Below are 13,311 nucleotides of genomic sequence, written 5' to 3'. Positions count from 1 at the left end.
CCCGTGTCGATCGGTGACGGCCAGTCGTTGAGGGTCTGCCATGACGAGCCGTGGCTGGTCGGCTGGATGTTCCGAGGAGTACCGCTGGGAACCCTGGGCGAGTGCTGCACCTCACCGCTCCCGCAGCGAGGGGGACCCGTGTCCTGCCGTTGGGACGGCACCGGACCGCCGGCGGTGGAGCGGTCGTCGGCGGCCGGCGAGGCCGGAATCGGCTGTGGCATGGTGCGGCTTCCTCTGCGCTCATCGCGCCGCGGGCGAGTGCGGCGCCGGCTGGGGGATCCGGAGTGACAGGGGCGGTTCGGCGACACGGCCGGTCCAGGCGTTCCGCCACTCAGGTGAACGGGGAGGGATCCCTCCAGGTCACGCCCGGCATGGTGCAACCCCGGCGCGTCGGAATCTCGTTCAGCTCGACGATGCTCCTCAGTGCTCGGTCCGCGCCGGTTCACGCCTCCCCCTCCACGCCGGTGCTCCTCAGTGCTCGTACCGCGCCGGTTCACGCCTCCCCCTCCACGCCGGTGCTCCTAAAGGCTCGTACCGCGCCGGTTCACGGCGCCACCTACACGCCGGTGCTCCCGGGACGCACGCCGTCGGGACCGGCCCCGCCCCGAGGCGCGGCTCCCTTCTTCGGGGTGCGTGGAGCTGTGTTCTTCGCCTCGCGCGGAGCGGTGCCCTTCGCCGTCCTCGGAGCGGTGCCCTTCGAAGCTCCCGACGCGTTGCCGCCAGGGCGCACGGCTCCCGGATGCGACCCGGCCGCCGTACGCGCACGCGAAACGCTCGACGCCCGCTTTCGCACGACGGCCCTGGCGACACGGGAGAGCCCGCCGACCGAACCCGCGGAGTGCCGGGAGCGGCGGATACCCCCCGCATCGGACGTCGACACGTGCTTCACCACCTCACCCCGCGCCGACCCACCCGCCGGTTCCTCGACACCCCCGAGCATGTCCTGCCGGCCGTCATCCGCCACCCCCTCGCGCCCCGCGCGTTCAGTTCGCAGGCAACGACGAATCGACTCGGGGTCCAGCCCCTCGTTGCAGGCCTGGTGCAGCAGACGGGCGAAGAGATAGTCGGGGTCGGCCCCCAGCGCCAGGGCAAAGGCCTCGCGAGACTCGATCTCATCGCCGATGGACCAGGCGACCCAACCGGCCAGGGTGAGGGGCGCCGCACCATGCTCCCGGTACGACCCGACACAGCGGCGGGCCAATGCGCGCCAGAGCCGCAGGGCGGGCGCGGCCTCGTCGCCCTCCATCCACTCGGCCACGCGGTCGCGCGTCACACGGTCCTGCAAGCCCAGAATGAGCCTCGCGGCTTCGTCATGATCGAGCAGTTCGTCGTCACGGAGATCCGAGGTGAGCGTTCCGGACGCGGTCGGGGCCGCCGCGAACCGGTTCCGGAGCCGCTCGGCCAGTTCCAGCGTCTCCTCCGCCACGCCTGCGCGTTGCTCGTCGTCGAGGATCCTGGGAACCAGCGCCATCCCGCCCCTGTCCAGAGCGCTCTCCTGCTCGAGAGCGGCGGCGGTCTCCCAGGGCAGCAGCCTGGCCCGCAGGTCACTCAGCGTGCCGCGCACCTGCACTCCGGCGTAGGCGGCCGCGGCAGCCAGCACCGACGTACCGGGCAGGCCCATCGGTCGGCCCTCGGCCGGACAGCACTCCGTCCTGTCGCAGCAGTACGACCAGAAGCGCCCGCCCGAGATGCACAGGGCCTCGACCACCGGCACATCGAGGCTGCCGCAGGCGAGGCGCATCTTCTGGGCCAGCGGCCGCAGCCGTTCCATCACCTGCCGGCCCGTCTCGCCCCGGCCAGGTTCCTGGCAGAGGAAGGCGACGATCTGTCCCGGGCGGGCTCCCCTGCGCTCGCTGCCCGTCACCAGGCCGTGGGCTAGCTGTGCGGCGGCGGAGTCCCAGTCGTCCGCGTTCGCGGGGATACCGAGCCGTGCCCGGCCGCCGAACCGGCCCCGGCCGTCCCTGTCGTGCAATGCTGCGAGCACCATGCTGTCCTCGGGGCGGTAACCGAGGAGGTATGGCAGGGCGTCGGCCAGTTCGGCCGGGGTACGCAATGTGACCTGGTGCTCGGGCAACTGCCCTGCGTACGCCGGGCAGTCGAGTGGGTTCTTGTGCCCCGCGCTTCCTGGACTCTCGTCGTGCCTGCCGCGGACGACCCGCATGTCATGCGCGTCGTTCGGGTCCGTGGCCCGAGGGGCCAAAGGCTGCTCCTGGCCCGAGGAGCCGTCGTTCTCGGGGGATCCGGTGGCTTCGCTGTGGTTCGTCATGCGGAGACGATCTCGCGGATCTTGAGACTCCGCTTTGCCCTGTGGATAACTCCGACCAGGGACACGACAACCCCGGAACGATCGAGGCGTACGGTGCCTGGGCCCTGGCCCGCCCAGCGGTACGGTGCCTCCGCCCCGGCCCCCCGGCCCCCTTTACCCAACCGTCCGACCCCAATGCCCGACCCGTCCGACCCCAGATGTCAGTGCCGTCCGACCCCAGATGTCAGTGCCGTCCTGTTGTATGGAACCCATGGAACACACGAGCAACGCGGACCTGCGGACGGCCGCCGACGCGGTCCTCGCCCGTCTCGTCGGGGACGACACCGGCACGGCCCGGCTGCGTGAGGACCAGTGGCGGGCGATCGAGGCACTGGTCGCCGACAGACGCCGCGCGCTCGTGGTCCAGCGGACGGGCTGGGGCAAGTCCGCGGTCTACTTCGTGGCCACGTCCCTGCTGCGGTCTCAGGGCAGCGGCCCCACCGTGATCGTCTCCCCGCTCCTCGCGCTCATGCGCAACCAGGTCGAGGCCGCCGCACGAGCCGGCATCCACGCACGCACCATCAACTCCTCCAACACGGAGGAGTGGGACACGATCCAGAGCGAGATCGCCGCAGGCGAAGTCGACGTGCTGCTCGTCTCACCGGAACGCCTCAACAACCCCGACTTCCGGGACCAGGTACTGCCCAAGCTCGCCGCGGCGACCGGCCTGCTCGTGGTGGACGAGGCACACTGCATCTCGGACTGGGGCCATGACTTCCGGCCGGACTACCGGCGGCTGCGCACCATGCTCTCCGACCTCCCGCCGGGAGTGCCCGTGCTGGCGACCACCGCCACAGCCAACGCTCGCGTGACCGCCGATGTCGCCGAGCAGCTCGGCACCGGGGGCACCTCGGACGCCCTGGTGCTGCGCGGTCCGCTGGACCGGGACAGCCTGAGCCTGAGCGTCCTGCGCCTGCCGGACGCCGCCCACCGGATGGCCTGGCTCGCCGACCACCTCGACGAGCTGCCGGGCTCGGGCATCATCTACACGCTCACGGTGGCCGCAGCCGAGGAGGTCACGGCCTTCCTTCGGCAACGCGGACACACGGTCGCCTCCTACACCGGCAAGACGGAGAACGCCGACCGTCAGCAGGCCGAGGACGACCTGCTCGCCAACAGGGTCAAGGCCCTGGTCGCCACCTCCGCGCTCGGCATGGGCTTCGACAAGCCGGACCTCGGATTCGTGGTGCACCTCGGCTCGCCCTCCTCCCCCATCGCCTACTACCAGCAGGTCGGCCGCGCCGGCCGCGGCGTCAAGCACGCCGAGGTGCTCCTCCTTCCCGGGCAGGAGGACGAGGCGATCTGGCAGTACTTCGCCTCTCTCGCCTTCCCCTCCGAGGACCTGGTCCATCGCACGCTCGATGTCCTCGCGCGGTCGGACAGGCCTCTGTCGCTGCCCGCTCTGGAACCCCTGGTCGAGCTGCGCCGCTCCCGCCTGGAGACCATGCTCAAGGTCTTGGACGTGGACGGCGCGGTCCACCGGGTCAAGGGCGGCTGGATCGCCACCGGGCAGCCCTGGGTGTACGAGGCCGAGCGGTACGACTGGGTCGCCCGGCAGCGCAAGGCCGAGCAGCAGGCGATGCGCGAATACGCCTCCACTACGGGCTGCCGTATGGAATTCCTCCAGCGCCAGCTCGACGACGAGGGAGCCAAGCCCTGCGGGCGCTGCGACAACTGCGCCGGCGCACGCTTCACCGCCGATACGTCCGAGGTCGCACTGGACGCCGCGCGTGTCGACCTCGGCCGGGCGGGTGCCGAGGTCGAGCCACGCCGCATGTGGCCGACCGGTCTCCCTGCGATCGGCGTCGACCTCAAGGGACGTATCCCGGCCGGCGAACAGGCTGCTCCCGGGAGGGCCTTGGGGCGACTGTCGGACATCGGTTGGGGCAACCGTCTGCGACCGATGCTCGCGCCCCATGCCCCGGACGGACCCGTGCCCGACGATGTGGCGAAGGCGGTCGTGGGAGTCCTCGTCGACTGGGCCAAGGGACCGGGCGGCTGGGCTTCCGGCTCTCAGGACGCCGCACCGCGCCCGGTCGGCGTGGTCACGGTCGCCTCACGCACCCGGCCCCGGCTGGTCAACTCACTGGGCGCGCGCATCGCGGAGATCGGCAGACTCCCACTGCTGGGTTCGTTGGAGTACACCGGTGAGGGGTCTCCGGTCTCCCGGAGCAACAGCGCGCAGCGGCTAAAGGCGCTCGACGGCGCGCTGACCGTGCCGGCCGCCCTGGCCTCGGCACTCTCCGAGACCCCGGGGCCCGTGCTACTGGTGGACGACTTCACGGAGACGGGGTGGACCCTCGCCGTCGCCGCCCGCATGCTCCGCCGCGCAGGGGCACAGGGCGTCATGCCACTGGTTCTGGCCGTCCAGGGGTGATCGCGGCCGATACGAACCACGGCCGCCAAGTCCGCGGCACCCAGGGCGTACACCTTCATCCCGGGGGTATGAGCTGGTTGCGCACTGTCGCACCATGCGTCTCGCAGTCATGCATTGGGTAGGGATATAACCCTCGCACCGTCAGATATCGGTCGGTGGCCCCAATTGCTCGTTGCCGCATTCCGGTTCGACAGGAAGAATTGGAGTCCGCTCCCCGTGCGGCTCGTCCGTGATTCGGATGGGCTCTGCTGCGGTGTGCGCTCCCCCAATCCGATCCCGCCCCGCAGTGTGGGCGCGTAGCCGAAGGGAGGACCGTGACCTTCGGATTCGCTCCGTCCTCCGCAGCATCCGTGTCGACGTCAGCCGGCCTGTCCGCCGCATCCGCCAACTCCCTGGCCCGCATGCTCGAACCCGCGGAGTGGGCCGCTGCGGGCATTCCACTGCTCCGCAACCCCCGCGAGATCGTCAGCGGTCTGCACTCGCGGCACCGCCCCAGGCCGGCGACCGCGATCGTCGCCGTGCTCGACGCAGAGGAGCGGTTGCGGGCGAGTGCTTCGTTCACCCGCCGAGCGGCCCCGGCAGACGGCTGGATGTTCCGTAACGCGCTGCTCGCCCAGTTGCGCCGGGTCATCCCGCACGACCTTCGACGACGCACCCCGGTGCGCACCGCCGTGCTGCTCTACTGCCGCGAGGGCGACGCCCGTTGGACGGAGGAGGACGGCGCCTGGATGTGGGGCCTGCGGGACGCCTGCACCCTGCACGGCCTGCGCTGCGGGGCGTACATCACGCTGACCAGCGACGGCTGGCAGGTCCTGGGTGAGGGGCGCGGCGGCCGCCGTCCCAACGCCGACTCGTCGCCCGAGCCCTTCGCGACGTCCGAGTCACCGATCCCCCTTCCCCGCACCGGCGGCGCGGCGTCGGAGGTCCTCCGGCGCGCGGCAGCCCGCTGAAATCACAGGGCACGGGACACACGCCCGCCAAGGACTCCGGCCTCTCTGAGGACACGAACGGAAGATCCCGGCCGACAGAGCGGCACGGACGTACACCGTCCCGACTTACGACGCACTCGGAAACCGGTCCATGACGACTCGGCCGTACATGGACCCGCCCCCCGAGCCTTCGGGCTTGAGCACGGCGAGTTCTCCACTCGTGCGCGCACTCCAAAGGCCCCACCGTGCGGAGACGCCGCCACAAGCGGCGTCCCATCCCCGGCGTCCCATCCCCGGCGTCCTGCGGAATGTCCCCCCGGACGAACCGGAACCGGATCAGACGCCCGCGCCCAGCACCGAGTTGATCCGCTGCGGGTCACCGCAGACGATCAGCAGGGCACCAGCCTTGCCGAGAGCCAGAGGCAGGGCGCTGGCGGCAGCGGTGTCGTCACCGCCGTTGACGGCCACGACGACCACGGGGCGCGCCGTGGCGCGGCTCGCGACGGAGGCGTCGGCGTAGAACACGTCGTCGCCGGCGTCATGCTGCGCCCAGTAGGAGGTGTCACCGAAGGACAGCTCGTGGGTGGCCCACGGGTGCTGTTCGCCGGTGGTGATCACCAGCACCTCGCCGGGAGCGCGACCCGAGTCCAGCAGCAGGTCGACGGCTTCCTCGGCAGCGTCGAGCGCTCCCTCGGGTGAGGCCGGGATCAATTGGATCTGCGGGGTCGCCGGAGCCGGAGCGGTGGCGACGGAAGCAGCGGGGCCCGACGGTCCGGGCTTGGCACCGGCCACGTCACGCGGCGCACGTTGCACCGGCGGCGCGGGCCGCACGGGCCCGGGTCGGCCGGGACGCGACGGAGCCGCGGGACGCGGGCCGGGTACGGGGCGAGGGGTCGGCGCGGTACGGCCACTGGCCGGCGTGGCGCGGGGACCCTGGGCACTCTCGTGAATCTGAGGCTCCTCGGGAATGAGAGGCATGAGTTGATGTCTATCAAACGCTGGTACGGCTCGCGTCGGCGGGTGGCACATGAGTGCGAGCGGAATCGTCAGAAATCGAAGCCGAGCTGACCCTCGATCTCCGGAACGCTTCCGTCCACCCAGGTGCGCGCCTTCTTGAGGTGCTGCCACTGGGGCAGCGCATCAAGATACGCCCACGACAACCGGTGGTACGGGGTGGGTCCCCGCTCCGCCAGTGCGGCCTTGTGCACGGGCGACGGATACCCGGCGTTGTCCGCAAAACCGAAGTCTGCATGGTCGATACCCAGTTCGGCCATCATTTTGTCGCGCTGAACCTTGGCAATCACCGAGGCCGCCGCGACGGCCACGCAGGACCGGTCGCCCTTGATCACCGTACGGACCTTCCAGGGAGACCCGAGATAGTCGTGCTTCCCGTCGAGGATCACGGCGTCGGGGCGGACCGGCAGGGCTTCCAGTGCGCGCCCCGCTGCGAGTCGCAGCGAGGCCGTCATCCCGAACTCGTCGATCTCCTCCGGAGAGGCATGCCCGAGGGCGTACGACGTCACCCACTTCCGCAGCTCCGTAGCGAGCGCGGTGCGGCGCTTGACGGTGAGCAGCTTGGAGTCCGTGAGTCCTTCGGGTGGCCGGCGCAGTCCGGTGACCGCCGCGCAGACGGTGACAGGCCCGGCCCACGCACCTCGCCCCACCTCGTCGACACCGGCAATGATCTTCGCTCCGGTCGTGGCTCGAAGGGAGCGCTCGACGGTGTGAGTAGGCGGTTCGTACGGCATGGCGCCCTTAGCCTACGCCGCCTGGAACCCGCTTCGACACCCTGGTTCCATGAAGTGATCTCCGGGCCGGCACAGCGATGCGTCAGACGCCTCTCGGGCGGAGCAGGGGAACCATGAACTGGTCGATCATCTCCTCGAGATCCCGCTCCCCCCATTCGCTCCCGCACATCTTCGAGCGGTACATCATCATCGCTGGGATGGCGTCGAAGACGTAGCCGTTGGCCGCGTCCTCCCGCACCTCACCCCGCTCAATTCCACGGGTGATGACCTCGCGCAGCAACGCGATCGTCGGCTCCACGACTCCCTCGAAGATCACGCCGTGAAAGCGCTCGGCCTGGAGGGTGTCGCATTCGTGAATCACTGACCGCAGGGCGAATCCGGGGCGCGAGTACATCGCCTCACGCGCTTGCCGACAGAGCGCCAGGAGGTCCTCGCGCACACTTCCGAGGTCGGGGGCCGACTCGAATCTCGGCAGTCCGGCCCGCAGCGCGTCCGCGACGAGGTCCTCCTTGGAGGGCCAGCGACGGTAGACGGCGGCCTTGCCGGTCTGCGCACCGGCGGCGACGCCCTCCATGGTGAGGCCGTTCCAGCCGACGGTACCGAGTTGGTCCAGTGCGGCTTCAAGGATCGCGCGTTCGAGCACGGCGCCGCGCCGACGAGGGGAGGCCGCCTGAGCGGGGGCGGCCGTCCAGCGCGAAGTAACCATCTGAGCGTCTCCAACGAACAAGGGAAGCGGGGATTCCGGGGACATGGAACTCACCACACGGCAACTACGGGGGACATGCCGCGCGACGACGATACGAGTGAACGCTTGCGTTCACTACCGGGGACTCACTACGGTTGACGCGACAGTGAACGCGAGCGTTCACTAAGGCACTTGTGGGGGACCCATAGTGACAACCTCTCAGTTGATCAAAGATCAGAAACCAGGTGCGGCCCGCCAGCAGGGACATCCCGGTATCGCGCTCACCGTCATCGCCGCCTGCCAACTCATGGTGGTACTCGACGCGACGATTGTGAACATCGCGCTCCCGCACATTCAAGAAGCGCTCAAGTTCAGCACGACCGACCTCACCTGGGTCGTCAGCTCCTACACGCTCACCTTCGGTGGTCTGCTGCTTCTGGGTGGCCGCGCCGGTGACATCTTGGGCCGCCGCCGGGTCTTCATGACCGGCATCCTGCTGTTCACGCTCGCCTCGCTGCTCGGCGGACTGGCCCAGGAGCCCTGGCAGTTGCTGGCCGCGCGCGTACTCCAAGGCATGGGCGGCGCGATCGCGTCGCCCACCTCGTTGGCGCTCATCACCACCACGTTCCCCGAAGGCCCGGAGCGCAACCGGGCCTTCGGCGTCTTCGCCGCCGTCTCCGCGGGCGGCGGCGCCATCGGTCTGCTCGCGGGCGGCATGCTCACCGAGTGGCTCGACTGGCGATGGGTGCTCTTCGTCAACGTGCCCATAGGCATCGTGATAGCCGTGCTCGCACCGCTCTACATCAACGAGTCCGAACGGCACAGCGGCCGTTTCGACATAGCGGGCGCGGTGACCTCGACGGCGGGCATGGCGTCCCTGGTCTACGGCTTCATCCGCGCGGCGGACGAAGGCTGGCGGGACAGCCTGACCATAGGGTCCTTCGGCGCCGCTGTGGTCCTGCTGCTGGCCTTCGCGTTCATCGAATCGCGGGCCAAGGAGCCCATCACCCCGCTGAAGATGTTCGCGGACCGCAACCGCTCGGGCACGTATGTGATCATGCTCAGCCTCGCCGCGGCGATGTTCGGCATGTTCTTCTACATTGTCCTGTTCGTGCAGAACGTGCTCCTGTACAGCCCGATCGAGGCCGGCCTCGCCTTCCTGCCCGTGACGGTCGTGATCGCGCTCGGAGCGGGCCTCTCGCAGCGCTTCCTGCCGGTACTCGGCCCCAAGCCGTTCATGCTCGCCGGTTCGGCACTCGCGGCGATCGGGCTGGCCTGGCAGACCCTTATCACCGCGGACAGCTCGTATGTCGGCGGAGTGCTCGGACCGATGCTGGTGTTCGGCTTCGGCATGGGTCTGAACTTCGTGACGCTGACGATCACCGCGGTGTCCGGTGTCGCCCAGCACGAGGCCGGTGCCGCGTCCGGGCTTCTCAACGCCACGCAGCAGGTGGGTGGTTCGCTCGGCCTGTCCATCCTGACGACGGTGTTCGGCACGGCCAGCAAGGACGAGGCGGAGAAACAACTGCCGAAGTTCTTGGCGGACGGATCGGCCGAGCAGAAGGCTGAGTTCGCCAAGACGAACCAACTGCCCGGCACGTGGGGCCACGAAGTGCTCTCCCAAGGCATTTCGACGGGCTTCGTGGCGGCCGCCGCGATGGCCGTCATCGCCCTGGCCACCGCGTGGCTGGTGATCCGGGTCCGCAAGAGCGATCTGGACGCCCTCGCCGGGACGGCGGGCCCGATGGCCGGCTGAGCCTGCCGAGTCCGCGAAAAGCCGCGGATGGCCGGATCGGGTCCGGGGGACCCAAGGCGAGGACGCCGATCCGGCCATTCGCACCTCTCTCACGGCAACCGCCGTGGGGCGAGTCGCGACGAGGCGGGCGAGCCACAGCCGGCCCAACACGGCAGCCGCCGCGACAAACAGCGCGTCCATGACCGACACCAACCTCACGACTCCACCCCCTGGACCCTTCGCGTGTCCCCTGTGCGCGCGACCCCACCGGTCGCACACCAGCTACCACGACAACGGACCGACGGTCACGCAGAGTTCCCGGGATGCACGGAAAGTTATCGATGACTCCGGCAGGGCACCGAACCGCCCTGGGCAGTTATCGGCGTAGGCACCCCCTCGGGGCGCATCAGCCCGTCATTGACGCCAGAGCCCACTCGGGCAGTGCCTCGGTCCGCTCGGCCCACTCGGCCGGCACCGACCCTGCCTTCCCGGATCCGATCACGCCGCCCACGATGGCGCACGTCGTGTCGACGTCACCGCCGACCTGCGCGGTCGTCCAGAAGGCCCGCTCGTAGTCGCCCAGCGCCCGTGCGGCGGACCAGAGGGCGAAGGGCACGGTGTCATGGGCCGTCGTACGCCGTCCGCAGCCCAGGACGGCAGCGACGGTGCCCGCATCGCCGTAGTCGAGCATGTCCCGGGCGCGCCGCAGGCCCGCCCCGACCGCGCTCTTCGGAACCAGAGCGATGACGTCGTCCAGCAGCGATTCCGGGCTGGGCGGACCGCCGGGTGCGGCAGCAAGTGCCGCAGCCGCAGCGACGGCCATGGCGCCGACCACGGCCTCGCGGTGCTGATGCGTGGGGTAGGCGGAGATCTCGGCCTGGTGGGTCGCCTGCTCCGGGTCGTCCGCGTACCAGGCCCCGAGGGGTGCGATCCGCATCGCGGCGCCGTTGCCCCAGGAGCCCTGACCGTTGAAGAGCGCGGCCGACAGCTCGCGCCAGTCCCCGCCCTCCCTGACCAGGCGCAGCAGCCGGTTGACCGCGGGGCCGTAGCCCCGGTCGAAGTCGTGGTGCTCGGCGAAGGAGCGGGCCAGGGCGTCCTGGTCGATGCGGTGGTGGGCAGCCAGGACGGCGACCACGGAGCAGGCCATCTCCGTGTCGTCGGTCCACTGCCAGGGGCCGGACGGAAGCTCGCGGCGCTTCAGCAGCGGATAGTTCACCGGCACGAAGAACTGCGAGCCGAGGGCGTCCCCCACCGCGAGTCCGCGCAGGCTGGCGAGGGCGCGGTCCAGGCGCCCTTCGGGAGAGAAGTCAGCGGTCATCGCCCTGCCACTCTATCCGGTGATCCCGTACGGTTCCGGATCACGCCAGCGTTCGAACGGCTGGTCAAGCGTGTACTTGCCGTCGTCCCCGAGAACGAGCATCCGCATCTCCGCGTTCCCCGGGTTCGACAGTGACTCGAATTCCGCGACCGTCCAGTGGAACCAGCGCATGCAGAACAGCCGCATGGCCAGTCCATGGGTCACGAGCAGCACGTTCGATGGATGGTCGGGCGCCTCGAAGCTGCGGTAAAGGCTCTCCAGGAAGTTGCCGACCCGGTCGTAGACGTCGGCACCGGACTCGCCCTGGGCGAAGCGGTAGAAGAAGTGGCCGTAGGCATCCCGGTAGGACTTCTGGAGGCGTACGTCGTCGCAGTCCTGCCAGTTCCCCCAGTCCTGCTCGCGCAGGCGGGGCTCCTCGCGCACGCGTATGAGCTCGGGGTCCAGGTGGAACGCGCGCAGGGTCTCGTGGGTACGGCGGTAGGGCGAGACGTACACACTGACGCGCTCGCGGCCGAACACCTCCCGCAGGCGTTTGCCCGTCTCCTCCGCCTGCCGCCAGCCGCGCTCGGTCAGCGCCAGGGCATGGTCGGGCTCACGCTCGTAAACGGTGTCATCAACATTGCCCGTTGACTCCCCGTGCCGGACAAGGACGATGCGCCGTGGTCGTGCCATGCCAAAACCCTAGATCGGCTGACGGCTGATCGAGCACTCGTACGGGCTCCATACGGCGTAGGTCACACATTTCCTGTATCACCGGCCACATTGAGACCCTCTCGTAGCGGGTCTGGATTTCAAACTCTCTCAGACCGTCCAGGTCGCTTCGAGCTCCACGATGTCACCCGTAAGGGCCGCGACATCCGCCTCCGTCTGGGCGCGCAGCGCCAGTCGCTCCACGCGTTCGGTCCGGTACTTGCCGTGTTCGGCAGGCGAGTGCCACATCGACAACACCAGGAACTCATGGCCCGGCGCCTCTCCGAACAGTCCGCGGACCATGCCCGGGGAGCCGGCCATGGCGGGGTTCCAGACCTTCTCCTGCATCAGCGTGAAGTGCTCGGCGCGCTCCTCGTGGACACGGCAGTGGGCCACCCGGACAAGGTCCGCGTCGGTGAAGCGCGGCTCGAAGCCGGTCTTCACGTCGAAGCGGTAGTCGAAGAGTTTGACCTGCATGTCCTTGAAGGTGCCGGACTGGGCCGCGGCCAGCCGGTCATGGGAGCGGGCCATGAAGGAGTCGTAGAAGGAACGGCTCTCCCAGAACGAGAAGATGTGCGCCACCCCTTGCCGCCCCCGACTCCAGCCACCACCCTGCCCCCGAAATCCCGGCTCCCCCAGAAGCCCCGCCCATTTTCGCTGCCCCCGCTCGAAGCCGCGGCGGTCCACCACGGTGCAGCGAATCCACTTGACCAGCACCGCGCCATGGTACGGCCCTTGAGCGTGGCGTCGGTCACTGTCGGCCCCCAGAGGTCCCCCGCGCGCGATCCCGCGAGCGTGGCAGGATGGACAACCGGCCTGGCCCACAGGGCAGTTCGGGCTGGGACCATTCGCGTTACGGGGAAGGGGAAGCCTGGTGAACGCCATCAACAAGGGAAACCGGAAAGTCGAGATCTCCCTCAAGTGGGATCCGAGTCCGGCCGGGCAGCCGCCCACCGATCTGGACATAGTGGCCGCGACCTATCTGACGAGCGATCCTTACGGCGATCCCGCCTACGTGGTGCACTTCGACAGCCGCTCACCCGACGGCACCATCTATCTCAACCGGGACAGCAAGGACGGCAAGGGCTTCGGCTGGGACGAGGTGCTGACCGTGGAGCTCGACCGGCTCGACAGCCGGTACGCGCGCGTGCTGGTCGGCGTCGTGATCCAGCAGCGCCCGGCGGAGCGCACCTTCGTCAGTGTCATCAAACCGGCCCTGCGCATCCGCGAGGGCTACACCGTCATGGCCGAGGACGACTTCGGTGGCGTGCTCGGCTCGACGGCTGCCACGATCGCGGAGTTCGTACGCGAAGGATCCAACACGTGGGAGTTCCACCCGGGCGTCCACGGCTTCGCGGATGACCCTGCGACCTTCACGGCGGTCATGGGCCGGGCTCGCCAGCCCTGACAGTCGCTCGCACGTGCACGGGGACCGTAACCGCCCACGCGTGGGACGTACGACGAAGAGGGGCGCCGACATGTCGTCGGCGCCCCTCTTTTGCGCTACCTGCCGTCAGAGCCCTT

Annotated in this window: 11 protein-coding genes; 4 read left to right on the top strand and 7 right to left on the bottom strand. The window is 69.6% G+C overall.

The genetic code is table 11. The features are described from left to right. Positions 1-556 precede the first annotated feature (556 nt). Entirely contained in the window at positions 557-2,266 is a 1,710-nt protein-coding gene (locus ACZ69Q_RS00450) for a DUF4192 domain-containing protein (protein ID WP_471033862.1), read from the bottom strand. 250 nt (positions 2,267-2,516) lie between these two features. On the opposite strand from ACZ69Q_RS00450, the gene ACZ69Q_RS00445 reads away from it, so the two are divergent. Together ACZ69Q_RS00445 and ACZ69Q_RS00440 are read left to right on the top strand one after the other, a co-directional pair. Beyond that, positions 2,517-4,682, top strand: coding sequence for a RecQ family ATP-dependent DNA helicase (locus ACZ69Q_RS00445; RefSeq protein ID WP_471033861.1), 2,166 nt, complete (start codon positions 2,517-2,519; stop codon positions 4,680-4,682). A 314-nt stretch (positions 4,683-4,996) separates the two neighbouring features. Further along, on the top strand, positions 4,997-5,632 hold the full coding sequence (locus ACZ69Q_RS00440; protein ID WP_471033860.1) for a hypothetical protein: 636 nt from the start codon (positions 4,997-4,999) through the stop codon (positions 5,630-5,632). A 315-nt stretch (positions 5,633-5,947) separates the two neighbouring features. Here the strand turns inward: ACZ69Q_RS00440 and ACZ69Q_RS00435 are convergent, their stop codons facing one another. The 3 genes from ACZ69Q_RS00435 to ACZ69Q_RS00425 form a co-directional block, all read right to left on the bottom strand. Beyond that, entirely contained in the window at positions 5,948-6,589 is a 642-nt protein-coding gene (locus ACZ69Q_RS00435; RefSeq protein ID WP_471033859.1) for a hypothetical protein, read from the bottom strand. Between the two features lie 68 nt (positions 6,590-6,657). Continuing rightward, positions 6,658-7,359, bottom strand: coding sequence for a ribonuclease HII (locus tag ACZ69Q_RS00430; protein WP_471033858.1), 702 nt, complete (start codon positions 7,357-7,359; stop codon positions 6,658-6,660). A gap of 82 nt (positions 7,360-7,441) precedes the next feature. Continuing rightward, a complete protein-coding gene (locus ACZ69Q_RS00425) occupies positions 7,442-8,065 on the bottom strand; it encodes a TetR/AcrR family transcriptional regulator (RefSeq protein WP_471033857.1) in 624 nt (207 codons plus the stop codon). A 187-nt stretch (positions 8,066-8,252) separates the two neighbouring features. Between ACZ69Q_RS00425 and ACZ69Q_RS00420 the strand changes: the two genes are divergently transcribed. Further along, the gene (locus tag ACZ69Q_RS00420) at positions 8,253-9,800 is read left to right on the top strand and encodes an MFS transporter (protein WP_471033855.1); all 1,548 of its coding nucleotides are present in this window, start codon (positions 8,253-8,255) and stop codon (positions 9,798-9,800) included. 385 nt (positions 9,801-10,185) lie between these two features. On the opposite strand, the gene ACZ69Q_RS00415 is transcribed toward ACZ69Q_RS00420, so the two are convergent. The 3 genes from ACZ69Q_RS00415 to ACZ69Q_RS00405 all read right to left on the bottom strand — a co-directional run bounded on the left by ACZ69Q_RS00415 (position 10,186) and on the right by ACZ69Q_RS00405 (position 12,504). Beyond that, positions 10,186-11,097 carry an ADP-ribosylglycohydrolase family protein gene (locus ACZ69Q_RS00415; protein ID WP_471033853.1) on the bottom strand — a complete coding sequence of 304 codons (912 nt, stop codon included), beginning with the start codon at positions 11,095-11,097 and terminating at the stop codon, positions 10,186-10,188. 12 nt (positions 11,098-11,109) lie between these two features. After that, a complete protein-coding gene (locus ACZ69Q_RS00410) occupies positions 11,110-11,769 on the bottom strand; it encodes a histidine phosphatase family protein (RefSeq protein WP_471033852.1) in 660 nt (219 codons plus the stop codon). Positions 11,770-11,898: 129 nt separating this feature from the next. Continuing rightward, the gene (locus tag ACZ69Q_RS00405) at positions 11,899-12,504 is read right to left on the bottom strand and encodes a YdbC family protein (RefSeq protein WP_471033850.1); all 606 of its coding nucleotides are present in this window, start codon (positions 12,502-12,504) and stop codon (positions 11,899-11,901) included. A 157-nt stretch (positions 12,505-12,661) separates the two neighbouring features. Here ACZ69Q_RS00405 and ACZ69Q_RS00400 point away from each other — a divergent pair, with 157 nt between their 5' ends. Further along, entirely contained in the window at positions 12,662-13,195 is a 534-nt protein-coding gene (locus ACZ69Q_RS00400) for a TerD family protein (RefSeq protein ID WP_471033849.1), read from the top strand. Positions 13,196-13,311: the final 116 nt, after the last annotated feature.

This window comes from Streptomyces sp. NPDC036764 (genome assembly GCF_055609385.1).
Note: the sequence above shows the minus strand (reverse complement) of the source record. Positions and strands in the feature narration are given on the sequence as shown.